The organism is Opitutus sp. ER46, assembly GCF_003054705.1.
In the GTDB taxonomy this organism is placed as follows: domain Bacteria; phylum Verrucomicrobiota; class Verrucomicrobiia; order Opitutales; family Opitutaceae; genus ER46.
The window spans coordinates 572,049-595,444 of the sequence record NZ_QAYX01000023.1; the positions used below are offsets into that span (position 1 = coordinate 572,049).

At 69.1% G+C, this 23,396-nt stretch carries 22 protein-coding genes and 1 tRNA gene; 14 read left to right on the forward strand and 9 right to left on the reverse strand.

Translation table 11 applies throughout. The features are described from left to right. Positions 1-7: 7 nt before the first annotated feature. From DB354_RS15220 to DB354_RS15245, 6 genes are read right to left on the reverse strand one after another with little or no spacing between them, the layout of a single operon-like run. On the reverse strand, positions 8-1,879 hold the full coding sequence (locus DB354_RS15220; RefSeq protein WP_107836483.1) for a cbb3-type cytochrome c oxidase subunit II: 1,872 nt from the start codon (positions 1,877-1,879) through the stop codon (positions 8-10). Beyond that, positions 1,876-3,114 (reverse strand): hypothetical protein, encoded by a 1,239-nt coding sequence (locus DB354_RS15225; RefSeq protein ID WP_107836484.1) that lies wholly within the window; start codon positions 3,112-3,114, stop codon positions 1,876-1,878. Before DB354_RS15225 ends, DB354_RS15220 begins: the two co-directional genes overlap by 4 nt. Continuing rightward, entirely contained in the window at positions 3,111-3,794 is a 684-nt protein-coding gene (locus tag DB354_RS15230; protein WP_107836485.1) for an ABC transporter ATP-binding protein, read from the reverse strand. The genes DB354_RS15225 and DB354_RS15230 overlap by 4 nt, the downstream gene beginning before the upstream one ends. Beyond that, positions 3,787-4,899, reverse strand: a complete 1,113-nt coding sequence (locus DB354_RS15235; RefSeq protein WP_107836486.1) for an ABC transporter permease — start codon at positions 4,897-4,899, stop codon at positions 3,787-3,789. The genes DB354_RS15230 and DB354_RS15235 overlap by 8 nt, the downstream gene beginning before the upstream one ends. 6 nt (positions 4,900-4,905) lie before the next feature. Next, the gene (locus DB354_RS15240; protein ID WP_107836487.1) at positions 4,906-5,880 is read right to left on the reverse strand and encodes a polyprenyl synthetase family protein; all 975 of its coding nucleotides are present in this window, start codon (positions 5,878-5,880) and stop codon (positions 4,906-4,908) included. Further along, complete coding sequence (locus tag DB354_RS15245) at positions 5,877-6,455, reverse strand: YceI family protein (RefSeq protein WP_107836488.1); 579 nt, start codon at positions 6,453-6,455, stop codon at positions 5,877-5,879. Before DB354_RS15245 ends, DB354_RS15240 begins: the two co-directional genes overlap by 4 nt. Before the next feature lie 206 nt (positions 6,456-6,661). Here DB354_RS15245 and DB354_RS15250 point away from each other — a divergent pair, with 206 nt between their 5' ends. Together DB354_RS15250 and DB354_RS15255 are read left to right on the forward strand one after the other, a co-directional pair. Next, positions 6,662-7,042 carry a hypothetical protein gene (locus tag DB354_RS15250; RefSeq protein WP_107836489.1) on the forward strand — a complete coding sequence of 127 codons (381 nt, stop codon included), beginning with the start codon at positions 6,662-6,664 and terminating at the stop codon, positions 7,040-7,042. Positions 7,043-7,148: 106 nt separating this feature from the next. Beyond that, positions 7,149-7,223 (forward strand) — tRNA-Cys (locus DB354_RS15255). Positions 7,224-7,306: 83 nt separating this feature from the next. Here the strand turns inward: DB354_RS15255 and DB354_RS15260 are convergent. After that, entirely contained in the window at positions 7,307-8,527 is a 1,221-nt protein-coding gene (locus tag DB354_RS15260) for a multidrug effflux MFS transporter (RefSeq protein ID WP_107836490.1), read from the reverse strand. Between the two features lie 1,166 nt (positions 8,528-9,693). On the opposite strand from DB354_RS15260, the gene DB354_RS15265 reads away from it, so the two are divergent. The 4 genes from DB354_RS15265 to DB354_RS15280 all read left to right on the forward strand — a co-directional run bounded on the left by DB354_RS15265 (position 9,694) and on the right by DB354_RS15280 (position 14,563). Beyond that, on the forward strand, positions 9,694-11,925 hold the full coding sequence (locus tag DB354_RS15265; protein WP_158277554.1) for a TonB-dependent receptor: 2,232 nt from the start codon (positions 9,694-9,696) through the stop codon (positions 11,923-11,925). Between the two features lie 108 nt (positions 11,926-12,033). Beyond that, complete coding sequence (locus DB354_RS15270; RefSeq protein ID WP_107836492.1) at positions 12,034-12,507, forward strand: DNA starvation/stationary phase protection protein; 474 nt, start codon at positions 12,034-12,036, stop codon at positions 12,505-12,507. An 83-nt stretch (positions 12,508-12,590) separates the two neighbouring features. Continuing rightward, positions 12,591-13,070, forward strand: a complete 480-nt coding sequence (locus tag DB354_RS22380; protein ID WP_158277555.1) for a hypothetical protein — start codon at positions 12,591-12,593, stop codon at positions 13,068-13,070. A gap of 137 nt (positions 13,071-13,207) precedes the next feature. Beyond that, entirely contained in the window at positions 13,208-14,563 is a 1,356-nt protein-coding gene (locus tag DB354_RS15280; protein ID WP_107836494.1) for a PepSY-associated TM helix domain-containing protein, read from the forward strand. A 95-nt stretch (positions 14,564-14,658) separates the two neighbouring features. Here DB354_RS15280 and DB354_RS15285 read toward each other — a convergent pair whose 3' ends face one another. After that, entirely contained in the window at positions 14,659-15,387 is a 729-nt protein-coding gene (locus DB354_RS15285; protein WP_107836495.1) for a response regulator transcription factor, read from the reverse strand. A gap of 266 nt (positions 15,388-15,653) precedes the next feature. Here DB354_RS15285 and DB354_RS15290 point away from each other — a divergent pair, with 266 nt between their 5' ends. After that, positions 15,654-16,055 carry a hypothetical protein gene (locus DB354_RS15290; RefSeq protein WP_146180273.1) on the forward strand — a complete coding sequence of 134 codons (402 nt, stop codon included), beginning with the start codon at positions 15,654-15,656 and terminating at the stop codon, positions 16,053-16,055. Positions 16,056-16,131: 76 nt separating this feature from the next. Continuing rightward, the gene (locus tag DB354_RS15295) at positions 16,132-16,545 is read left to right on the forward strand and encodes a response regulator (RefSeq protein ID WP_107836497.1); all 414 of its coding nucleotides are present in this window, start codon (positions 16,132-16,134) and stop codon (positions 16,543-16,545) included. 129 nt (positions 16,546-16,674) lie between these two features. Here the strand turns inward: DB354_RS15295 and DB354_RS15300 are convergent, their stop codons facing one another. Then, positions 16,675-17,655, reverse strand: coding sequence for a dihydropteroate synthase (locus DB354_RS15300; RefSeq protein WP_107836498.1), 981 nt, complete (start codon positions 17,653-17,655; stop codon positions 16,675-16,677). 220 nt (positions 17,656-17,875) lie between these two features. Between DB354_RS15300 and folB the strand changes: the two genes are divergently transcribed. The 6 genes from folB to DB354_RS15330 all read left to right on the forward strand — a co-directional run bounded on the left by folB (position 17,876) and on the right by DB354_RS15330 (position 23,346). Continuing rightward, positions 17,876-18,250, forward strand: a complete 375-nt coding sequence (gene folB / locus DB354_RS15305; protein ID WP_107836499.1) for a dihydroneopterin aldolase — start codon at positions 17,876-17,878, stop codon at positions 18,248-18,250. Continuing rightward, positions 18,247-18,765, forward strand: a complete 519-nt coding sequence (gene folK, locus DB354_RS15310; protein ID WP_107836500.1) for a 2-amino-4-hydroxy-6-hydroxymethyldihydropteridine diphosphokinase — start codon at positions 18,247-18,249, stop codon at positions 18,763-18,765. The genes folB and folK overlap by 4 nt, the downstream gene beginning before the upstream one ends. Before the next feature lie 5 nt (positions 18,766-18,770). Continuing rightward, positions 18,771-20,081 carry a folylpolyglutamate synthase/dihydrofolate synthase family protein gene (locus tag DB354_RS15315; protein ID WP_107836501.1) on the forward strand — a complete coding sequence of 437 codons (1,311 nt, stop codon included), beginning with the start codon at positions 18,771-18,773 and terminating at the stop codon, positions 20,079-20,081. A 120-nt stretch (positions 20,082-20,201) separates the two neighbouring features. Continuing rightward, positions 20,202-21,431: an efflux RND transporter periplasmic adaptor subunit gene (locus tag DB354_RS15320; RefSeq protein ID WP_107836502.1), complete on the forward strand. Its 1,230-nt coding sequence runs from the start codon at positions 20,202-20,204 to the stop codon at positions 21,429-21,431. Next, on the forward strand, positions 21,428-22,138 hold the full coding sequence (locus tag DB354_RS15325) for an ABC transporter ATP-binding protein (RefSeq protein WP_107836503.1): 711 nt from the start codon (positions 21,428-21,430) through the stop codon (positions 22,136-22,138). The genes DB354_RS15320 and DB354_RS15325 overlap by 4 nt, the downstream gene beginning before the upstream one ends. A gap of 50 nt (positions 22,139-22,188) precedes the next feature. Continuing rightward, positions 22,189-23,346 carry an FtsX-like permease family protein gene (locus tag DB354_RS15330; protein WP_107836504.1) on the forward strand — a complete coding sequence of 386 codons (1,158 nt, stop codon included), beginning with the start codon at positions 22,189-22,191 and terminating at the stop codon, positions 23,344-23,346. The last annotated feature ends 50 nt before the right edge of the window (positions 23,347-23,396 follow it).

Here is a 23,396-nt window from a genome sequence, read left to right on the forward strand (position 1 = left end):
GCGGAAACTAGCGGCGCGCGGGCGGCGGGTGCAACGTTTGGACGTAACGTGCCAGACCGAGCACTTCCCGGTCCGAGAGGTATTCGTGTCCGGCCATCGGGAGACCGGGCAGACCGAACTTGATGATCCGCGCCACCTGCAGTTCCGGGTCGGCTCCAGCGACGACATGCCGCCAGGGCGCGGCGGGCCAGTCGGGCGGACGCAGACTGAGGCGGCCCGCCAACGGCCCGTCGCCATGCCCTTCGGGGCCATGGCAGGCCGTGCACAGGCGCAGGAAAAGCCGGCGGGCCTCCGCCGGCGCCAGTGCGTCGGCGGTGGCCGGGGCCCACGCGGCGATCTGCGCGGCCCGAGCCTCACCGGTGTCACGTCCGAGCGACGCCAGGTACGCAATCAGGTCGGCCCCGCGGGAATCGCCGTCCGCGAACAGCCCCGCATAGGACGGCATCCGCGATCCGGCCGACACGCTGCCGGGCGAGATCAGGTGCAGCCGGTTCCATTCGGGCGAGCGACGGTTGCCTACCTGCGAGAGATCTGGCCCCTGGCGGCGGGTGCCGAACAGGGGCGGCGCCGCCTCCAGCGACTCCGGGAAAGGCACGCCGGGCCCCCAATTGCCGACCTCGGTGCGCACGCGGGGGCGGATGTACTGCGAGTGGCAGTGGATGCAGCCTTCGGAAATATAGACTTCGCGGCCCCGCACCACGGGATCAGCCGAGGCCGATTCGCGGGCGCAGCCGGCCGACAGCAGGACAACGACCGCCATCGCGGCGAGGGATGCTCCGAAACGAACCTGCCTCGCCCGCCACAATGCCGCCGCCACCGCGGCTGCGGCGACCACGACGAAGGCGGTCGGCACCCGATCCAGATCCTGCGCCATGCCGACGCCGAGCGCGGAGCCGGTCCATCCGGCAACCGCAAAGACCGCGGCCGCAACGCCGCGCCGCCCCGTGCGGGCGGGAAAGTCGACGAGCAGCGTCGAGTAGAGCGAGACGCCCCCCGTGTACCACCAGCCGGCGAAACTCGCCCCGGGCAAAACGCCGTCGAGGATCAGGCACGCCACACCCAGGAGGGCCATGGCGGATGCGGCGACGCCGATTCGAACGCCACGATCAAGCAGGATCCCCCCGACCACCGCCGCCGCGAAATGAACCCCGGCATTCGCCCACAGGAGGTTGGACGTGCCCCAGGTTGCCGCGCGCAGGGCGGGCGTGTGCTGGATGACATAGAACGCCGCCGAGTCCATCCACACGAGCGCGAGCAGGACGACGATCCAGCGGATTACTCCGCCGCTCCGGCTCCGTTCGGCCGGGAGCGAAGGCGGCTCCGGCGCCTGCATCCAGCGCGGCAGTGCGGACGCGAGCAACGCGACCAAGGCGGCGACGAGACTCTGCGTGGTGGGTGAGGCTTGAAACAGGATCGGCAGGTTGCAGGTGGCGTAGGCCAGCCCCGTGCCGGCGCCGATGCACAACCCAAGTCGCCGCTCACCTGCGGCGGCGCGGAGGGCCGAGGCGAGCGCGACGGTCACGAACCCGAGCGACAGCCCCACCGCCGCGGCGGCGATGATCAGTCCAGCCCAGGAGGAGACCGCGAGTGCCAGGAGCGCGCTGGCCGCGCCCGCGCGGAGGCCCCAGGCGAGGCTGCTGTTGCCACGTGCGGCCGCCCACCGGCGGCTGGCAGCCAGCACCGCCCCGGAGATGCCGCCAAGGCAGAGAGCCGCGAGGATGAGACGAAGCTGGTCGGCCGCGGGGACGCTCGCCCGCGCGAGTTCCAGGAACGCGAACTCCGCGAAAATGAGGAAGTACACGTACGTCGCCGTGATCGCCCCGAGCGCCGCAAACCAGGAACGAACCGGGTGCTGGGGAGTTGGAGCCGTCGGCGTCATCGTGCCAGGGCGTCCACCCACCAGCGAATCGCGGCCGCCGTCATGCTGGCCCCGGCGACGAGTCGGGTCGCGAACAACGCCTGCGTCCAGGGCTCACTGCGAAAGAGTTCGGCCATGTGCGGGACTTCCTGCACGCCGAGCACCACCATTGAGCCAACATAGACGGCGCAGCCCGCCTGCCAGGCGAGGAAGACGCCGCGCGGCGCGGGCCGGCCGGTGAGCACGGTCAGGATGGCGGCGTGGACGCAGGTCACCAGGCCCGCCATTGCCAGGTGAGCGTGGCCGACCATGGCGTGGGTGAACTTGAGGCGCTCCGAGATCCCGGGCAGGTACGTGATCCAGCCGGTGAGGATCAGCACCGCCCACCACACCGCGGCGGCGCGGAGCCAGATGCGGGCGGAGTCCGGCCAGGCGTGGTGACGCCAGAACAGCGGCAGGAGCGGAATCCAGAGAAACAGGGTCGTCAGCGTCAGCACCGTGCCGCGCACGTGGTGGGAGACGTAGCCGCGATCCACGGTGGCAAACACGAGCCAACCCAGTCCGAGCACGGCGTAGAACCAGCGGACCGGGCGGCGGGTGCGCAGCCCCAGCCAGAGGGGAACGAGCATGAAGATGGCCACGATCCCGAGGGTTGAACCGAGCAGCGCCGCGCCGGTCGCCCCGCCGCTATCCGGGTTGATCGGCTGATAGATGTCCCGGCTCAGCGTGTGAAAGAGGACGCCCGGCACGACTGCCAGCAGCGCGAGCAAACCGGCCCGCCCGGCGCGGGCCAGCGGCGGGAGCATGGGCCAACGCCGCCAGGTTTGGCGCGCCAGCACGCCCCACAGCACCACCATGGCCGCGGGCAGCAGCGGGCGCGCCCAGCCGTGCCAGTCGAGGAACAGCTTGCCACTCACGTTGCCGGCGAGCCACGACGCGCCGCCGAGCAGGAGCGCCAGGCTCCAGACGAACAGCGCGAGCCGGGCATCGCGCGTCGCCCTGGAATCCGCGGGATCGAGGTACCAGGCGAACAGCGCGCCCACGAGCGGCAGCGAGCACCAGCCGTACAGTTGCCAGTCGAGATGCAGCGGCGCCCAGCGGCCGAACGTCAGCGGCGCAAGCGCGTTGCCGAGCGCGGGCCACAGCAGGCTCAGCGCGAGCCAGACGCCGACGAGGTTGGCCGCCGCCAGCCAGCCCAGGCAGTACCGAGCGACCGTGCGACCGTAAGGGGGCGGTGCCGCAACCACGGCACTCATGTGGCGATCTCGTCGAGGCCGCCGTCGCGGACGCGAATGATCCGATGGCACGCTTCGGCGAAACGACGTTCGTGGGTGGCGAGCACCACCGCGATGCCCTCGCGTTCGACCAAGTCGCGGAGCAAGCCGAACACCGTCGCGCCCGTGGCCTCGTCGAGCGAGCCCGTCGGCTCGTCCGCCAGCAGGAGCGACGGGGCGTTCATCAGCGCCCGGCAGATCGCGGCGCGTTGCCGTTCGCCGCCGGAGAGGTCCTGGATGCGATGGGTGAGGCGATGACCGATCCCGAGGTGCCCGGCGAGCTGCTCGAGCCGCGCGGTGGCGGCCGCCCGGGGCGTGCCGATCGCGAGCGCCGGCACCCGCAGGTTCTCGGCCACGGTGAGGTCGGGGATGAGGTTGTGCAGCTGAAAGACAAAGCCCAGCCGCCGGCGCCGCAGCACGATCCGGTTGGCCTCCGGCCGTGGATCGAGATCGCACACCGCAAGCTCGCCCCGGTCCGGCACGTCGAGCCCGCCCAGGAGGTGCAGGAGCGTGCTTTTGCCGGAACCCGACGCGCCCCACAACGCGACCAGTTCGCCGGCCCGGACATCAAGGCTGACGTCGCGCAGGACCGCGATGCGACCGCGATCGTAACTCTTGGAGACGTGGCGGGCGCGGACGAGAAGCGGGCGTGGTTCACTCATAGCGAAGGGCCTCGGCGGGCTCGATGCGCGCGGCGAAGCGGGCTGGATAGAGGGCGCCGGCCGCGGCGGTCACAAATGCCGTGCCGATGATGCCCAGCAGCACCGGCACATCGATGCCGGAGCGGACGTAACCCTGGAACTGCGGGAGCCGCTGCAGCACGGCGAGCAGCCCGAAGCCAAGGGCAAAGCCGGCGGTCACGCCGGCAGCCGCGACCGAGGCGGCCTCTCCGAAGATGAGGCCGGCCACCTGGGCGCGGGAAAAGCCGCAGACCCGCAGGACCGCGATTTCGCGGATCCGGGTGAAGACCGACAGCAGCATCGTGTTCGCCACGCCCAGCCCCCCGAGGCAGAACGCGCAGATGCCGACGGCCCAGGCCGTGAAGTTGAGAATCTTGAAGCTGTTGTACGTGGAGTTGAACTCGCGGTTCTCGAGCGCGATCACGCCCGGCTCTGCGGTCGTGATGCCGGCCTTGAACGCGTCGCCGCGGCGGCGGTCGCGCAGCTTGACCGTGACGACCGAGGCGGCGTCGCCGCGGTGGAAGAATGCCTGCGCCTGCGCCAGCGGCATGAAGACGCCGCCGTCCTCGAATCCGTTCTCGGTCTGGAACACGCCGCCGACGCGGAACTGGCCGCGGCCGATCGCGATGGTTTCACCGGCGCGGGCCTGCAGGAACTCGGCCGCGCGCGAGCCAAGATACACTTCGTCCTCACGCGCTCCGAACGCCGCCGGCGTGCCGGACTGCCACTTCGCCCGCGCCAACCGCGGGTCCGACGGCTCGATGCCGAAGCACGTGATGACCGGATGGTCCGGAGCGGAGACAACGCCAAACAGGACCGGGTGGGCGGACTCGACTTCGGGGCGGGCCCGGATGGCCGCGACCTGCTCGCGGGTGACCGAGCTGAAGAACAGGTCCGACACGTTGCGCTCAAAGACCAGGTAGTGGCTGTCGCTCGAGAGCAACCGTTGAAACATCCCGATGGCGCCGGTCACGATCGCGACGATCGTGAGCATGGCGGCGACGCCGAAGGCGATGCCGGCGGTGCCGATCAGGGCGCGGCCGCGGTGCCGGCGCAGGTTGGTGAAGACGAGGGAGAGAACTTGCATGCGGATTCAGGCGGCGAGCCGGCGGAGTTTCCCCGCCAGCGGGGCGGCGGCTTCGGCAAAACTGCGCTGAAAGCCGTGCAGGTAGCCCCAGGCCGGGCGGAGCCGCCCAAGCTGGTCGACCTGGCGCGCGGCGAGCGTCAGCAGCCGGTTGATGCGTACCCGGGATGCCGATACTCCGAGGGCGAGGGCCAGGTTGGGCCGGGTCAGGGCGCGGTCACGTTGCGTGGTCTTCTGGGTGTCCACGCTGTTGCCCAGCACGTCCTGCAGGTCATCGAGGGCCTGGAACGCGAGCGCCCAGTGCGTGCACAAGGCGTTCAGCGCGTGCTGCTCGGCGGCGCTGGGGCGGGCCAGCAGGGCCGGAATCGCGAGCCCGAGGCGGAAGGTGGTCCCGGTCTTGGCGAGCGCCACCCGACCGACCTCGCGGGTCGTGCGCGGCCCGCGCGCAAAACCGAGATCGCGCGCCTGCCCGCCGACGAGCCCATTGGGCCCCAGGCTCGCCTCGAGGGCCGCGTGCGCCCGCCGGCGCACCGCGGGCGGAAAGCTGGCGAAGGCTTCGCCAAACGTGGCGTACGCCCGGTTGATGAAGGCCAGCGCGGCGAGGACGGCCGTCGCTTCGCCGTACACCCGGTGAACACATGGCTGGCCCCGACGCACCGCCGCGTCGTCCATGCAGGGCAGATCGTCAAGAATCAGGGACGCCAGATGGTAGTACTCGACCGCGACGGCGAGTTGGAGACCTACGGGCGCGGCGACGCCGTGCGCCGTGGCCGTGGCATACGCGAGTTGGGCGCGCACAAGCTTGCCCGGGCGGCCGGCAAGCATGCCAATCGCCGCGCGCAACCGGGGCTCCGTGGCCGGGTTGACCGGGGCATGTTCGACGAGCGCCGCGGCCAGACGCGCCTGGAGATCTGCGCCGCCCGGCCGGGCTGGCGCGGGCTGAAGGGGCGCAACGTTCACGAGGGTGGGAGAGGGCGCGCTCATGGCGAAACCGCGGCGGTGGCGGCGGAGGCCGGGAGCCGTCCCTGCACGTGGAAGCGCACATGCACGACCGGGTCGACCTTGAGGAGGCCGAACATCCGGATGATGGGCAGACCGTATTCGCGGGTGTCCACGGCCGCGTTGCCATCGATCGCGTAGAGCGTTCCGTCCTTCGTCACCGTCGCGGGGAACGAGAGCTCGCGGCGCACCCCGTGGAATGTCAGCCAGCCGGCCGCCGTGAATCCCTGGTCGGGGTTGGCGTGGAGCGACCCGAGGATGAACTCGCCGTCGGGGTGTTCGGACGTGTGCTGCCACTCGTGCATGGCCTCGTCGCGCTTGGGCTTGCCGGTGTCGACGTCGCGGAAGTGGAACGCAAGCCGGGCATGCGAGACCATCCCGTCGTCGCCGACAGTGATCATCGGCTCGAATCGAGTCAGATGGCCCGTGAAGGAATCGACGGTGGCTTTGACGAGCACCTCGACCTGGGACTGCGCGAAGTCGATGGCGAGGGGACGTTCGCCGGCGTGCAAGACGCCGGGACTGAGGCAGACGAGCAGAAGGGCGAACCGGGGGAACATGCCCCTTGATACCGCAGGGAGATGAATGCCGGTTTAACCGGAGATGAATTTCTGTTCATCGTGGCGGCGCACTTTGGGGCGATCGCGGGTGCGGCGGGGGCACGCGTCCGCACGATGGTGGCAGCGGTCGAAAGCGCCACTTGCGGGCGCCGGGTGTCTTCTCGTATATCTGCCTCTGTCGTCCGCACCCTGATCTCTTACCCGCCATGGCCTTCACCCTTCAGTTTGTCGATCGCCGCAAACGCCTTGCCCGCATCCAGGCGGGTTCGTTCACGGACGCCTTTCAGGTTCCGACTGGGAAGCCCACCGGGGAGCAGGAGACCGCGTGGTACCGCGAACTGCGCAAGTTGCTCGGCGACACCAAGCGCACCGCGCTGCTGGTTTCGGGTGACAAGCGCACCGCCGCGCGGGCGTGGACGTTTTACCGGGTGAAGGACACCGTGGTCGTGCAGAACCGGCTGTATCCGGATGGCTTTGACCCCAAGGCGATTCCCAACCGCGGCACGAAGGTCGCGGGCGAGAAGGTCCGCGAGCACACGGTCCGCGTCGTCGACCTCGCCGCCTTTCTCGCGACCCGGGAGCGCTGAGCGGGCAGGCTGAGACGCGGTTGGCGGCCCGGCGGAAGCTTGTCCGCCGTTCTACTTGACGCGTCTGCAGTAAATGCCACTTTCGCCGCTTCCCAGGCTTTGTTAGGGCGCGGTAGCCAAGTGGTAAGGCCGAGGTCTGCAAAACCTCTATGCGTCGGTTCGATTCCGACCCGCGCCTCCAAGCTTATTCCTGATTATCAGGTGTTTAGATGCGAATGCTGAGGCGAATACGGCATCCCAGATAGTCGGCCTACGGCACCTGCCCTACACCGCTGCAGCCTGTTTGCGTCGCTGGATGAACAAGTATCCGACGTAGATCGTCATCGCGCCCGTCAGGAGTGTCGCCATCGCGATCGAAAGGTTGAGCGCGGTGCCCCAGGCGAGTGGCGCGATGATCGCGGTCACGATCGCGTTGCCCGAGCTCTGGCTGAAGCTCTGGCACGAGGACGCCAGCCCGCGGCGGGTGGGAAAGAGGTCCAGCGCCATGAGCGTCAGTGAAGGCACGGCGATCGAGTTGCCCAGCAGGTAAAGCACGAGTGGCACAATGCTCCACGGCAGCGCGGGCGCGTGCAGGGTATTGAAGGCGAGGTTGCCCAGCGCCGCCACGCCCATGATCGAGTAACCGAATGCGACCGTGCGCCCGCGGCTGACCCGCCCCGCCAGTCGGGCCGAAATCCAGGTGCCGAAAAGAATCCCGAGCGAGATCGGCGCAAAAAGCCACAGGAACTGCGTTTCCGCCAGGTGCAGGTGGCCGAGCAGAAATGCCGGCGCCGACACGATGTACACGAAGCTCGCCGAGAAGTTCAGCGTCAGCGCGAGCACCAGTGCCACGAAGGGCACCGAGCGCAGCGCGTCCACGTAGCCGCGCAGGAGCGCCTTCGCCTGCAGCGGCTGCCGCAGGTGCGGTGGCAGCGTCTCCGGCATCGCCCGCCAGCAGGCGTACCACATCGTGCCCGCGAACAGCGCCAGGAAGGCGAACACCGAACGCCAGCCAAACCACACGTGCAGCCATCCGCCCACCACCGGGCCGAGCGACGGCGCCAGCGCGAACATGATCGCCACATGGCTCATCAGCCGCTGCGCCTCCGCCCCGTCCAGCACGTCGCGGACGACCGCCCGTCCGATCACCATGCCCGCGCCGGCCGTCATTCCCTGCAGCGCCCGAAACGCCAGCAGCGCACCGATGTTCCAGGCAAACATGCAGCCGATCGAGGCGCAGAAGAAAAGTGCCAGCATCGTCAACGTCACCCGCCGGCGTCCGAGCGCATCTGAGATCGCCCCCTGCCAGATCGTCATCGCGGCAAACGGGACCATGTAAGCAGTCAGCGTCTGCTGCACCACGAGCTGCGGCACGGCGAACTCCTTCCCAATCTCGCGAAAGGAGGGCAGGTAGGTGTCGGTCGAAAACGGCCCGATGGCCGACAATCCCGCCAACAGCATCGCCAACCCGCGATGGTGATGGGCCTGATTTCTGGCCGCGCTCATCCGCGACCGACCGGGACGCGATCCGGCCGCGCCGGATGCGAGCACGCCACGCGCAGGCCGGACCCTTGGCCCGGCAACGTGTCAGCGTCCTGTTCAACTGACCTGACTGGAGACATAGCGGGCAATCATAACACCCGGGTGGCCACCTTAGGGAAGCCTTTAGGCAGGGTAGGGACCGCCCGTATTGGCGATCACCATCCGCGCAAGGATTGCACGGCCGAGCACAATTTCGTGAGATTAGGTCTCTAGTGCGCGACGGCATGCGTGGACATTGTTCTTCATAAATACCATATGATTAAAAGGTAGCGATTTTTATGCATCTAGGATTAATTGAAGCTTGCTAGGTGAGAATAGGTCTCGCTAACAGATGCAGCCATGTTCCCGTGCGCCTGCTCCCTGCTATCGACCCAGTGCGCCGCGCTGATCGCGCTGGCCGCTGCGGCGGGGCTCGCCCGCACGGAGTCCGAGATAGAATCCAGCCGTCTCGCCGCCGATGCGCACGACGCCGGCTGCGTCGTCGACCGGGCGCCGGACCGTGACCAAACCTCGTACGCCGTCGTGCCCAGCTACGTCTCGCCCTGGCTCTCACCGGCTGCTTTTGCCAGCGCCTGGCTCCTGGCGTCTGCCCCGTCTGCCCCCGACACCCTGGCCGGCATCCTCGCTTCGTACTCCGGGGACGCTCCGCCTGCATCGGCTCCCGTCTGCCCGCCGCCTCCGCGTCTTCGCGCCGTGGCGACGCCCCTCCCACCCGGTCTCGATTCCCTCCTCGTTCCTGTTTCCTGCGCGCACCTTCGACTCCCCTTCGCCGTTGGCCCCCCGTCGCGCTCCCGCCACGTCCAACCGACCGCGGTCGCCGCCTTCACCTCCGGCAACTTCACCGCGGAAACGGACTGCTCCGAAGTTGCCCTGCCTTCCTCCGTTACCGTTGCGCGCCTAGCGCGCTGTTCCGCTCTCCTTTCCCGTTCCGCCGGTCCGGTTGCTGCCGCCGACGCGAACCTCCCGCGCCACCCCCCTGCCGCCGCCTGGTCCGCCGGAGCCTTGCTCTGCGCCCACGGCCGGGCCGTGCCGTCACTGTCTGGCCAATGGCCCGCGCCGCCCTCCGCGTCCGGCGCGAGCCACAGCTGCCGCACATTCCTTACCTCATGAAAGCCCATACCCTGAGTCCCATGTCTCCTGGTCGCGCCGCCTTGCTGGCCGGCCTCTCGCTGCTCCTCGCCCTGCCGCTCCGTGCGCAGGCCGAAGACGTCGACCGCGACGTGGTCGCCCTGTCCAAATTCGAGGTCGTCGGCACCCGCCCCCAGGCGAGCGATGCCACCGCGCTCAAGCTGTCGACCACCGTCCTCGACACCCCGCGCAGCGTCACCGTGTTCGACGCCTCCCGGCTCCGCGAGCAGGACATCCAGACCGGCGGCGACCTGCTCTTCTGGGTCCCCGGTCTCAACACCAACGGCGCCGTCCAGGAGAGCTACCACTTCTATGCCCGCGGCTACCGCATGGTGCCGAACGACTGGCGCGTCGACGGCTTCGCCGGCCGCGTCGTCGGCGGCAGCTACAGTCCGAATCTCTTCGGCGTCGAGCAGGTGAGCATTCTCAAAGGCCCGGCCGGTCTCCTCTACGGCGCCACCAGCTCCCCGGGCGGCATGATCAACCTGGTTTCCAAGAAGCCGCGCGACGTCGCCAGCACCACGATCGAGACCCGCGTCCGCACCTTCGGCGGTGGTGAGGTGCCGCTCGCCGATCGCTGGTCCAACGAGGTCGAACTCGACACCACCGGGCCCGTCACCGCCGACGCCCGCCTGCGCTATCGCGCCCTCGCCAGCCTCGAGCGCAGCGCGCTCGCCGCCGAGTCTCCCGCCGACGACAACCAGTTCTACCGGCTCGCCTTCTCCTACAAGCTCGACGCGGCCGGCCGTTTCGACCTCACCCCGAGCTACGAGTGGACCCGCGAAGACCGCGCCCAGCGCGCCCCGACGATCTCGCCCGCGTCGTCCCGCACCACCGCCGACGGTCGCACCGACTACACGTTCGCCGACGTCAACTCCCGCAGCGTCAACCTGGTCGCCGGCGGCCGCGTCGACACCAATCGAACCTGGGGCGCCGACCTCGCCGCCAACCTGACCTCTGTCTGGAAGGCCAACGTTGGCTTCCGCTACATCGACCGCGACTACGTCAACGACGCCTATGCGCTCAACACGGCCACGCTGCGGCAAACCAACGCCGCCGATCCCCGCGCCTGGGTCGTGTCGCGCCGCCACTCGCGCGCTGCCAACACCTACCGCACCACCAGCTTCGATGCCTCCACGACCTACGAATTCCGTCCGGCCGCCTGGGCCAAGAGTCTCCTTCAGCTTGGCGTCAATGGTCGCCGCAATCTCAATACGACTGCCTCCAGCGGCAATGGCGCCGACCAGTCGCCGGTGAACATCTACACCGGTGTCGCCGCCGCGCCGCTCGTCGCCAACGCGCCTGCGCTCGTCCCGGGCAACCGCACCGACACCTTCACCGCCAACGCCTACGCGCAGAGCCAGACCGAGTTCTTCGGCCGCACCGTCCTCACCCTCGGCTTCGGCACCGCCCGCGACCGCAGCCGCACCACCACGCCGGCCGGCGTCGTGACCGAACCGCCTGATCGCAAGAGCTCGCTCACCCCTAACGTCGCCCTGCTCCATCGGCTCACCAAGAATCTCTCGGTGTACGCCAGCTACTCGACCAGCTATTCGCTGCCCGATTCCACTTATGAGGATGTCACCGGCCGCACCGGCGCCTTCGATCCGATCGAAGGCGAGAACTACGAGGTCGGCGCCAAGGCCGCCCTCTGGGACGAACTCGTCGCCGCCAGCCTGAGCGTTTTCGACACCGAGCTGAACGGCGTCCTCGTGCAGTCGCAGGTCAACGAGCTCAACCCCAACGGCAACCGGTTCTATCGCCAGATGGACAACGGCCGGAAAGCCCGCGGCGTCGAGGCGGAGTTCACCGTGAGCCCCATCAAGGCGTGGGACACCACCTTCACCTACGCCTACATCGATGCGTTCGATCGCGGCTCGACGGCCGCGTTGCCCGACACGCCGGCCGAGATGACGCCGCGACATGCCGTGAGCGCCTACTCGCGGTACGCCATCACGCAGGGCCGCTTCGAGGGCCTGAGCTTCCGCGCGGGGGTGATCTGGCAGAGTGAGCGCTGGGCCGCGTCCCGCACGCCCACCGCGCCCGACCCGCTGCTGCTCGAGAGCTTCCACCGGATCGATGCCGGACTCGGCTACGTTTACCGCGGCTGGCGCTTCGCGCTCAGCATCGAGAACATCACTAATGAGTACTACCTCCTCGCCGGATCCACGGGGGTGGCCTTTAGCCCCGTTAATCCCCGGTCCTACGCGTTGCGGGTTTCCCGAACCTGGTGATGGTGCGGCGTACGCTTAACGAGACACTTGCCCGCCGTGACGACGTTTGTCCGGCGAAACACCGTGCGTCGCAACGCCTCGCCGGCGGTGAGGTCTCACTTCCGCACTATGAAAACTACCACTGAATCCACCTCGAAAACCCGCACTGATTCGTCCGTCGTCAAGGGACTCAACCAACTCCTCGCCGACTCCTACGCGCTGATGGCGAACACCCACTACGCGCACTGGAACGTGGAGGGCGAAGGCTTCTTCTCCCTGCACAAGGCCTTCGAGGAACAGTACGAGTCGCTCTTCGCAGCCGTCGACGAGGTCGCCGAACGCGTGCGCGCGCTCGATGCCTACGCCATGGGTGGACTGCGCAACTTTTCCAGTGAGTCTGGCATCGATGAGCTGAAGACGCCGGCCGCGGCCAAGGACTTCGTCGCCGCTCTCGTCGTCGCCCACGAGAAGGCGATCGCCGATGCGGTCACGCTCCGCGACGCCGCCGGCAATGCCGACGACCTCGAGACGCAGGACCTCGCGATCGGCCGCATCCAGTGGCACCAGAAGACGGCCTGGATGCTCAAGAGCTACCTGAAGTAACGCCTCGCTCGGCGCGCCGGCCCGTTTGTCGGCGCGCTTTTTTTGAGTCTGATCCCTGCGACTGAGTTTCGCTCGCCTGCCAAATGCCCGCCTTGTTCTCCACTCCCATCGTTCGCCCGGCCCATTCGCCTTCCATTTGTCCGTTTCACGATGGCCTCGACACGCTCGACGCCTTGCTCGCGGAGCTTAACCCCAGCGAGCCGGCCCGCTTCGATGCCGTCCTCGACTTGCGCACGCTCGCGCAGAAGGGGCGCGATGCGGCGGCCTGCGTCGACCAACTGTTCCGCGTCCGCGCCCTGCTGGGCGACGTGCATTACCTCGCGTTCTACCGGGTGCGCTGTTGGGCCCACCGGACGCTTCGCGTCGAGGTGCGGCCGCACCGCGCGGCCGCCTGGCGTTCGCTTCCGTTCCCGCGCAACGGTGCGCGAGTCGACGAGGTGGTGAACGAGGCGCTCGCGGCGTTCGCCGACGCCGCCGGTGGCATCCCGCCATTCGCCCAGGTCCGCTTCACGTTCGCTGCCGCCTCGCGCCGTGCAACTGGCGTGAGCGCAGCTTGCCGCTGAGGGTCGACCGTTCGGGCGACCGCGGGCGCCGCGCTCCGCCGGGACCTTTTTGTCTCACTTTCCTGCTGCGTCCGCGTCCATTCCCCGACTCGTCGTTCTACTCTTTCCTCCCGCACTCAACGTCCGTTCCAGCCTCCATGTTTCGCAAGACCCTGTTCTGGTTGCACCTCATCTGTGGCGTCATCGCCGGCGTCGTGATCGCCATCATGTCCTTCACTGGCGCGGCGCTCGCCTTCGAGAAGGAACTCATCGCGTACGCCGAGCGCGACGCGCGCCGGGTCGAGGTCCCGGCCGGCGCCCAGGCCCTGCCGCTCGAGGAGTTGCTGCGCCAGGTGCGCGCGGCGCGGCCCGACGCCCGCATCAGCAACGTGGTGCTCACAAATGATCCCACCGCCGCGATTGCGCTGACCGCCGGCGGCCGCGGCCCGGGGGGCGGGGGCGGCGCCGCCACTGCCTTGTATGCCAACCCCTATACGGGCGAGGTGCGCGAGGCCGCCGCCCCGCGTACCCGCGCCTTCCTGCGCACGATGACGGCGTGGCATCGCTGGCTCGGCGCCGGCGAGGAGCGTCGCGCCATTGGCAAGGCGATCACCGGCGCCTGCAACGTGGCCTTTCTCGGGCTGGGACTCACCGGCCTCTACCTCTGGTGGCCGCGCGCGTGGAGCGTTCGCGTTCTGCGCGCCATCGCGCTGCTGAACCCGCGGGCGCATGGCAAGGCCCGTGACTTCAACTGGCATAACGCGATCGGCATCTGGTCGGTCCTCGTGCTGATCGTCCTCACCGCAACCGCCCTGCCCATCTCGTATCACTGGGCTGGTGACGCCATCTATCGGCTCACGGGCAGCGAGCCGCCGGCGCCCGGGGCCGGGCGCGGCGGACCACCCGCCACGAACGCCCCGCAGATCCAGGTGCCCGCGCCGCCCGAGGGCGCGCGACGTCTCGGCTACAACGCCCTCGTCGTCGCCGTGGAAAAGCTCCATCCGCGTTGGGAGCAGCTTACGCTGCGCCTGCCCGGCGCACAGCCGGAACGGGGTGCCGGCGGGAGCCGCGCCGAGGGCGCGGGCCGCATGGGGGCGCGGACGGAAGGCGCCATGGGCGAGGGGCCTGCGCGCCGGATGGAAGGGGAGCGGCCGTCGCGCGCCGAGGCCAATAGCAGCGCCGCGTCGAAGGCTGGCTCGTCGCGCGGCCCGGGCGCGACCGGCGCGGTCGTGATCACGCTCAAGGAGGCCGGCACCTGGCCGCGCACCGCCACGACCACGCTGTCACTTGATCCGTACACCGGCAGCGCCTTGCATCGCGAGGGCTTCGCCGACCAGGAACTCGCCCGCCAGGTGCGCACGTGGACGCGTTTCCTGCATACGGGCGAGGCGCTCGGCTGGCTCGGGCAACTTATAGCCGGCCTGGCGTCGCTCGGCGCGGTTGTCCTGGTCTACACCGGCTTCGCCCTGTCGTGGCGGCGCTTCTTCTCGCGCAAGGTGACGCCCTCGGTATGACGTGCCGCTCCGCTTCCTAAAGCGCGGGCCGCGCCTCCGACCCGAGCGGGTGGCCGGGCGGTCGTTGCGTCCTGCTCCCGCTTCGAGCGCGGGCGTCAGACCGCGACCTCGGCCCGCGCCCATTGGATCGCGTGGCGCATCAGGTCCGCCCCGGAATCCAGCCCGAGCTTGAGCTTCAGGTGCTCGCGGTACGAATCGATCGTCTTGGAGCTGAGGTTCAGCTTCTCCGCGATCTGCCGCGTGCTGTAGCCGTTGCCGATGAGCTGGAACACCTCCATCTCGCGGTGGCTGAGCGTATCCATCGCGAACACCATCCCGTCGCTCTTCTTGCTGACGAAGCGGTGGAGCACGCGCTCCTTCATCTTGTTGCTGAGGTAGAGCTCGCCGCGGATCAGCTGCTGGATCGCGGTGACGATCTTCTCCCCCGCCTCCTGCTTCATCACGTAACCCATGGCGCCCGCGCGCAGCGCGCGCTCCGCGAAGAGCGCTTCGTCGTGCATCGACACGACCAGGACGGGGAGCTCGGGATACCGCTCCTTCAGGAGTTTGGTGAGATCGAGGCCGCTCGCGTTCTTCAGCGACACGTCGGCGACGACGATATTGGGCCGCAGTTGCGCCACGAGTTCCACGGCATCGGTGGCGGAATCGGTTTCGCCGCAGACTTCGAGGTTGAGCTGTTGGTTGACCAGCGCCTTCAGTCCCTGGCGCGTGATCGGATGATCCTCGACCAGCAGCACGCGGACCTTCGACGAGTGTTCTGGCTCTCCGGATACGCTGATCGTGGATACAGTGGAGACACGTTGTGATTTTCCCGGGTTGTTCATGAGAGAGGTGCACCGGCAATCGCCGGGCACGCCTCACCGTTGCGAGTGCGGCAGTGATGTTCCGTCTCACCGCAAATTCGCGGCGAAAACTGCCGTGGGATTTGCCCCGCGCGGAAGCAGGTGTTGCCCGCGGGTTTCCGGGTTGGAGCCTCCACCTGCCGCGGCGCCTGGGATCCCGCGCGGAACCGCCTGCGGGCGGTCGTGTCGGCAGCCGCATCCCTCCTGGACCGGGAGCAGGGGGAGACGACCCCAGACCGAGCACGTTCATGACTACCCTGCAATCAACGACCTCCCGGCTCACGGCGAGTGGCGCCGTGCTTCAGGTCGGACCCGCGCCGACGCGCACCTTCCTGGTCGGCTCGTTCCGGTGGATCGATGCCCACCGCGTGTTCTGGTTCACGGCGCATGGTGATAGGCTCGACGACGGTCATGTCCTCGAGTTCGACGCCGCCGAGATCGTCGACGGGGGCGGGGTGCAGTTCCTCGCCGCCGGCCGCCGGGTCGGCGTGCTGATCGCCATCGGCTGCGCGCAACTTGATGACCCCGAAGACTACCAGGTCGCGTTCAGCCTCTGGCAGCAGGTGGCGCCGTGCACGCGGGCGCTGATCGAGCGAAGCTGCGCGCAGTTCGACGTTGAGGTCGAGGCGGAGCTCCGTTCGCGGCCCTGACCGCCACCCGCTCAGGCATGGGGTGTCAACCTACTGGAGCCGCCAACCGAACCGAGGCACAGTATTCCCCGGTATAATGTCCGTCTCTGGCACAGCCCCGATCTTCCTCGTCGTTGATTTCCAACGCGAGAGTCGGTTCTTGCTGGTGAAGACCCTCCTCCGGAAGTTTCCGCAGGCGGTCATCCGCGAATGCGAGGATGCCGAGCAGGCGATCCAGATGGCGCGCACGCAGGACGTCGCCTGCATCGTCACCCATCGCACTTTTGAAACCGCTGGCGCCGATCTCGTGCGCGCGCTGCGCGAGGTCGATCCCGATGTGCCCATCGTGATGGTGTCCGGCATCGATCGGGAAAAGGCGGCGTTGGATGCCGGCGCGACCAGCTTCCTAAACTACGACGAATGGCTGCGCATCGGCTCCATCGTCGAGGTGCACATGGCCAGCCGCGACCGCGCCGAGGACGCGAAAGGCGACCGCGACTGCGTCGCCTAGCCATCGAGAGCTGAGATCCGACAGATCCGACCGATCTGTCTGATCATCCCGCTCCGCCTTCTGGCTTCCGGCCTCTGGCCTCTGGATTCCGTCCTCCGGCCTCCGACTTCCGCCATCCGGCCGCTGGCTTCAGGCTTCAGGCTTCTGGCTTCTGGCCTCGGGCTTCCGGCTTCCGACCTCCGGCTTCTGGCTTCCGTCCTCACTCCACGCTTCGCCGGCGGCGATGGCGTCGGTTACGACCGCGATCCGCTTCATGGTCGCAACGTCATGCACGCGCACCATGGCGGCCCCGCGTTGGATCGCCCACACCGCCGTCGCCGCCGATCCTTCCATCCGGTCGTCGACCGCCGCGCCGCCCAGCACCTTGCCGAGCGTGGACTTGCGCGAGGTTCCTACCAGCACGGGAAACCCGAGCGCGACGATGCGCTCGAGGTGCTTGATCACCTCGAGGTTTTGCGCCGGCGACTTCGCGAAGCCGAATCCCGGGTCCAGCCAGAGCTGATGCGCCGCCACGCCGGCCCGTTCCGCCAGCGCGAGGCTCAGCCGCAGGTCGTTCAGCACGTCGGGCCAGAAAGCGCGGTACTCCCGGTCCGGCCGGTTGTGCATCAGAATCGCCGGACAACCCAGCCGCGCGACGACTGCTGCCATTGCGGAGGCGGCGCAGGTTGGAATCACCTCGCCGGTTCCGAGTGCCGCAATCGCCTGCGCGCGCGTCGCGACCTCCATCCCGTGCGTGAATCCCCAGACGTCGTTCACGATGTCCGCGCCCGCCTCGATGGCCGCGGCGGCGACCGTGGGCTTGAACGTGTCAACCGACATCGCCACCGCGGGAAACCGCCGCCGAATGGCCTCGATCGCCGGCAGCACCCGCGCCCGCTCGTCCGCCTCTGCGACCGGCGCGCCGCCGGGTCGCGTCGACTCGCCGCCAATGTCGAGCACGTCGGCCCCCGCGAGAATCATTGCCTCCGCCCGCGCCAGCACCGCGTCGAGGTCCCGCAGCTGGCCGCCGTCGGAAAACGAGTCCGGCGTCATATTCAGGATGCCCATGACCAGCGTCCGCCGGCCAACGACCGGCAGCGAACGACCATGCGGACTCATCCATTGCGCCATGCCCGGGAGACGAAACCCGAGCGCCGCACGCTGACAAGGCCGGAAGCGGACGAGCCACTCCGGAGATACGTCTCCTGAGCGGGGACGACCAAAGGTCAGGGCCGGCGTTCAACCACCCCGATCGCCGTGAAGGTCCCCACTGTCACTTTCACTCTCACTCCTCACTTTCCCGTTTATTCGGGACCGCCGGCCGCTATGGTCCCGCGTCACCTCCTCCCCGATGGACAAACTCATCCTGCGTGAAATGCACTTTTCGGCCCGACATGGCGTGCTGCCGGCCGAAGCGGAGAACGACCAGCCGTTCTCCGCGACCGTGGAACTCGAGCTGTCGACGGCCCGCGCGGGCGCCTCGGACCGGATCGAGGACGCCATCGATTACCGCAAGGTGCAGGGCGTCGTGCGCGATGTCATCGGCGGCTCGCGGAAACACCTGATCGAGACGCTGGCGGAGCAGATCGCGGGGCGGCTGCTCGCCGCGTTTCCCGAGGTGCACGCGGTCGTGGTCGAGGTGGTGAAGCCGCGGCCGCCGGTCGATTTCCAGTTTGCCGGGGTGAGCGTGAAGATCCGCCGGGAGCAGGGAGGGGCCGCCCGATGAGCCCGATCGTCCGCCAGGCCCTGTTGTCCGCCGGCTCCAACCTCGGCGACCGCGCCGCCGTCCTCTGCGACGCCATGGAGCGGCTGCGCACGATGCCCGGTATCCTAAATTTGGAGATGTCGGGTCTCTTCGAAACCGATCCCGTCGGACTCACCGACCAGCCCCGCTTTCTCAACCTTGCGGCCGGCGTTGCCACCGCGCTTTCACCGGAGACGCTGCTCGAAATGCTGCAGTCGATCGAAACCGAGTTTGGTCGGGAGCGCTCCGTGCGCTGGGGCCCCCGCACGCTGGACCTCGATCTGCTGGCTTACGAGGGCGAGGTGCGCGCTTCGCCGGGGCTGACGCTGCCGCATCCGCGGCTGTTCGAGCGCGCGTTCGTGCTCGTGCCGCTGCGCGAGCTGCTCGCGCGTCCTTCCTTCCAGCGGCCGGCTTGGGATGCCCTCCGCGCCCAGGTCGCGCAGCCGCTGGCGGACGAGTCGGGCGTGTGGCAGCTCGGGTGCGCGCCCGAGCGCTGAGCCGCATGAGCACACCGGAGCCGCCGCTCGACGCCGACACGCGGCGGTACCTGCACGGGCTGAAGCAGCGCGGCGTGGCGCTGGGACTCGAGCGCATGCAGGCGTTCCTGGCCGCAGCCGGTGGTCTCCCGCGCGACCTGCCCATGATCCATGTCGCCGGGACCAACGGCAAGGGTTCAGTGGCGGCGATGCTCGAGGCGATCTTGCGGCACGCCGGCTGGCACACCGGGCTTTACACCTCCCCGCATCTGGTGCGGCTCGGCGAACGCGTGCAGGTGGACCGCCGGCCGCTCGGCGCCGCCGAACTCGCCCGCCTCGTGGACGAATTGCGCCCGACGGTGGATGCGCTCGTCGCGCCCGGCGGTGTGTCCGCCGGGCCGAGCTATTTCGAGTTCATGACCGGCCTCGCGCTCCGGCATTTTGCCCAGGCACGTTGCGACATCGCGCTGGTGGAGGTTGGCATGGGCGGCCGGTTGGACGCGACCAACCTCGTGATGCCCGAGGTCAGCGTTATCACCTCCATCGGCCTCGATCACTGTGACTTCCTGGGCACGACGCTGGCGGCGATCGCGCGCGAGAAGGCGGGCATCATCAAGCCGGGGCGCCCGGTCGTGATCGGCCGCCTCCCCGCCGAGGCCGAGGAGGCAGTGCGGCTCGTCGCCCGCGCGCAGGGCGCCCCCGTCGGGTCGGTCGCCGCGGAATTTGGACCCGACCTTGCGACGTATCCCACGACGAATCTGCCTGGCAACTACCAGCGGGTGAACGCGGCCACCGCGACCCTCGCGGCGCGCCAGTTGCCCGCGCGTTGGCGACTCACGCCGGAGGTGATCGCCGCGGCGTTGCTGCAGGTCGACTGGCCCGGCCGGTGGCAAACGCTGCAGGTCGGCGGTCGTCGGGTCCTGATCGACACTTCTCACAACGCGGAAGGCGCGCAGGTGCTCGATGCCAACCTGGCCGAGCTGCGGCGCGAGACCGGCCACCGGCCCGTCGTGGTGACGGGCGTGCTGGGCGCCGCCCGCGCGCGGCCTTTGCTGGAAGTGCTCGGCCGGCACGCCTCCGCCCTGCATCTCGTCGTCCCCGCGCAGTCCCGGGCCTGCGGCTTCGAGGCACTCGAGGCGCTGTTGCCGGCGGAGTGGCGGGGGCGGGCGGTGCGGGACGAGATCGCGCGGATCTTTCCGGCTCCGGGCCTCTGCCTGTCCGGTGTGCCGCTCGAGGTCCCCCTCGTTGTCACGGGCTCGATCTATCTCGCCGGCGAAGTGCTTGCGCGGCTCGAGCCGCAGCGCGGGCCGCTCGAATCCGACCTGCAGGACTTCTAGCGGCTCGCGGCGGCGCGGGCGGGAGAGGTGGGCAGAGCCAGATCCCGTGAACCTGCGTCCGGGCCTGGCTCCTCCTGGCTTGTCACTGGGGCCAGACTGAGGCTGGTATCGCCTCCTGCCATGAGCCAGCCGCTCCCGAACCTGGATGGGTTGCGCATTGCGCGTGAGAATGCGCCGCGCCGCCGCTCGGCCCTTTTGCCTGTTGCCCTCGCCGCCGTCGCGGCGGTCCTCGTCGCGGGAGGCACGTGGTGGTATTCGCGCAGCCGCGCCGTCGAGGTCCGCGTCGCTGTCGCGCGCGAGGCGGCCGCCACGAGCGCCGACCCGGGCGTTGTCCTCAACGCGTCGGGCTACGTGGTGGCCCGCCGCGAGGCGACCGTGTCCTCCAAAGTCACCGGCCGTGTCGCCGGTATCCTCATCGAGGAGGGCATGACCGTGACCGAGGGCCAGGTGCTCGCCCGGCTCGACGACACCAACGTGCGCGCCAGCTTCGATCTGGCCCAGGCTCAGGTAAACGCCGCCCGGGCCGCGTTGGGCGAAACCCGCGCCCACCTGCGCGAGGCGGAACTCGATCTCAAGCGCCAGCGGCAGTTGCGCACGCAGGCCGTTGCCGCCCAGGCCGAGCTTGATCGCGCGGAGGCGGCCACCGACGCGTTGCGCGCCCGGCTCGAGCAGCAGCAGGCCGAACTTGCCGTCGCCGAGCGCAACGCCGCGGTCTGGCAGCAGCAGCTCGACGATATGGAAATCCGCGCGCCGTTCGCCGGCACCGTCACCTCCAAGAACGCCCAGCCGGGCGAAATGATCTCCCCGATGTCGACCGGGGGCTTCACCCGCACCGGCATCTGCACGATCGTCGACATGCAGTCCCTCGAGATCGAAATCGACGTCAACGAGAGCTACATCAACCGCGTCCGCGCCGGTCAGCCGGTCGAGGCCACGCTCGACGCCTATCCCGAGTGGCGCATCCCGTGCCACGTCGTCGCGATCATCCCGACCGCCGACCGCAACAAGTCCACCGTTCGGGTTCGCATCGGCTTTGAGGCCCTCGATCCGCGCATCCTGCCGGAAATGAGTGCCAAGGTGGGCTTCCGCGAAGCGGCCTCCGGCGTCGTCGGTCCGTCGTCCGCCCGCCGCGGCGTGCTCGTGCCCCGTGCGGCGGTGATCTCCGACGGCGGACGCGCCGTCGTGCTGGTGGTGAGCGGCAGCGTCGCCGAGCGCCGCGCCGTCACCGTCGCGGCCGGGCAGGGCGAGGACGCCCTGGTGACCGCCGGGCTCGCCGCCGGCGAACGCGTGATCCTTCGTCCACCTCCGGGCCTCACCGACGGCACGCGCGTCGATCTCCTCACCCCATGAGCACGTCCCCCCTCACTGCCGGCGACGCCGTCGTCCGGCTGACCGGCGTCGAAAAGGTCTTCCACCGCGGCGCGGAGGACATCCATGTGCTGCGCGACGTGAACCTCACCGTCGCGCCGGGCGAGTTCCTGGCGCTGATGGGCCCGTCGGGCTCGGGCAAGAGCACGCTGCTGAACCTGATCGGCGGACTGGACCGGCCGACGCAGGGCGTCGTCGAGGTCGCAGGGGAGAGCGTGCACACGCTTTCGGATCACCGGCTCGCCGGCTGGCGGGCGCGGCACATCGGTTTCGTCTTCCAACTCTACAATCTCCTCCCGGTCCTGAGCGCGGAGCGCAACGTCGAGCTCCCGCTCCTGCTCACGCACCTGGGCCGGGCCGAGCGGCGGAAGCACGTGGCCACGGCGCTGGCGGTCGTGGGGCTCTCGCATCGTGCGACGCACTTCCCCCGCGAGCTCTCGGGCGGCGAACAGCAGCGCGTGGGCATCGCCCGCGGGATCGTCACTGATCCGACGCTGTTGTTGTGCGACGAGCCCACCGGCGACCTCGACCGCAAGGCGGGGGACGAGGTGCTCGACCTCCTGCAGGCGCTCAGCCGCCAGCACGGCAAGACGATCATCATGGTGACGCACGACCCGCATGCATCGGCCCGTGCGTCGCGCACCGTGTACCTCAACAAGGGCCAAATCGAGGCCACCCCGGGGGTGTAGGCCGCCGTGCCCCGCCGCCTTCGCTCCGCCGCCGCCCGTATCACCACGCCATGTACGCGCACCTCGTCTGGGCCAACCTGAAGCGGCACAAGCTCCGCACCGGCCTCACGCTGCTGTCGATCGTCGTGGCGTTCCTGCTGTTCGGGCTGCTCGCTGCGATCAAGCAGGGCCTGCTCGGCGGCGTGACGCTCGCCGGCGCCAGCCGGCTTATCGTGCGCCACAAGGTCTCGATCATCCAGTTGCTGCCGGAGAGCTACCAGGCGCGCATGCAGCGGATCCCCGGCGTGGCGCTGGCCACCCACTATACCTGGTTTGGCGGCATCTATCAGGACCCGAAGAACTTTTTCATGCAGCAGCCGGTGATCCCGGATGAATTCGTTGCCATGAACCCCGAGATCGTTCTGGCGCCGGAGCAACTGGCCACGTGGCGGCGCACCCGCACCGGCGCGATCGTGGGCCGCAAGACGGCCGAGCGGTTCGGCTGGAAAGTCGGCGATCGCATCCCGCTCACGGCCCCCATCTGGCGAAACGCCGACGGCACCCACCAGTGGCAGTTCGACCTCGTCGGCATCTACGACGGCCGGGAGAAGAACACGGACACGACCAGCATGTTTTTCCGGTACGACTACTTCAACGAGTCGCGGCCGGAGCAGATCCGCGGCTGGGTCGGCTGGTACGCCATCAAGATCGAGGACCCGGCGCAGGCCGCCGCCGTCGCCCAGCGGGTCGACGCCGAATTCGAGAATTCTCCGGCTGAGACGAAGACCGAGCCGGAGGGCGCGTTCATCCAGGGGTGGGCGAGCCAGATCGGCGACATCGCCCTCATCACCGCGTCGATCCTCGGGGCCGTCTTTTTCACCATCCTCCTCGTCACCGGAAACACGATGTCGCAGGCCGTGCGCGAGCGTACCGGCGAGTTGGGCGTGCTCAAGGCGATCGGCTTCACGAACGGCCAGGTCGTCGCCCTCGTCCTCGCGGAGTCCTGCTGCCTCGCGCTCGTGGGCGGCTGCGGCGGACTCGGGCTCGCCGCGCTCGTGACGGCCAACGGCGATCCCACCGGCGGCATGCTGCCGATGTTTGCGTTCCCGACGCGCGACCTCCTGCTCGGCGTCCTGCTCAGCCTCGCCCTCGGCCTAGTCACCGGCTTCTTCCCCGCGCTCCAGGCCATGCGCCTCCGTGTTGCCGACGCCCTCCGCCGCCTCGCCTGACCGCCCTTTCCCCGCCCTCCTCGCCTGCTTCCGTCCTTCATCCCTTCCGT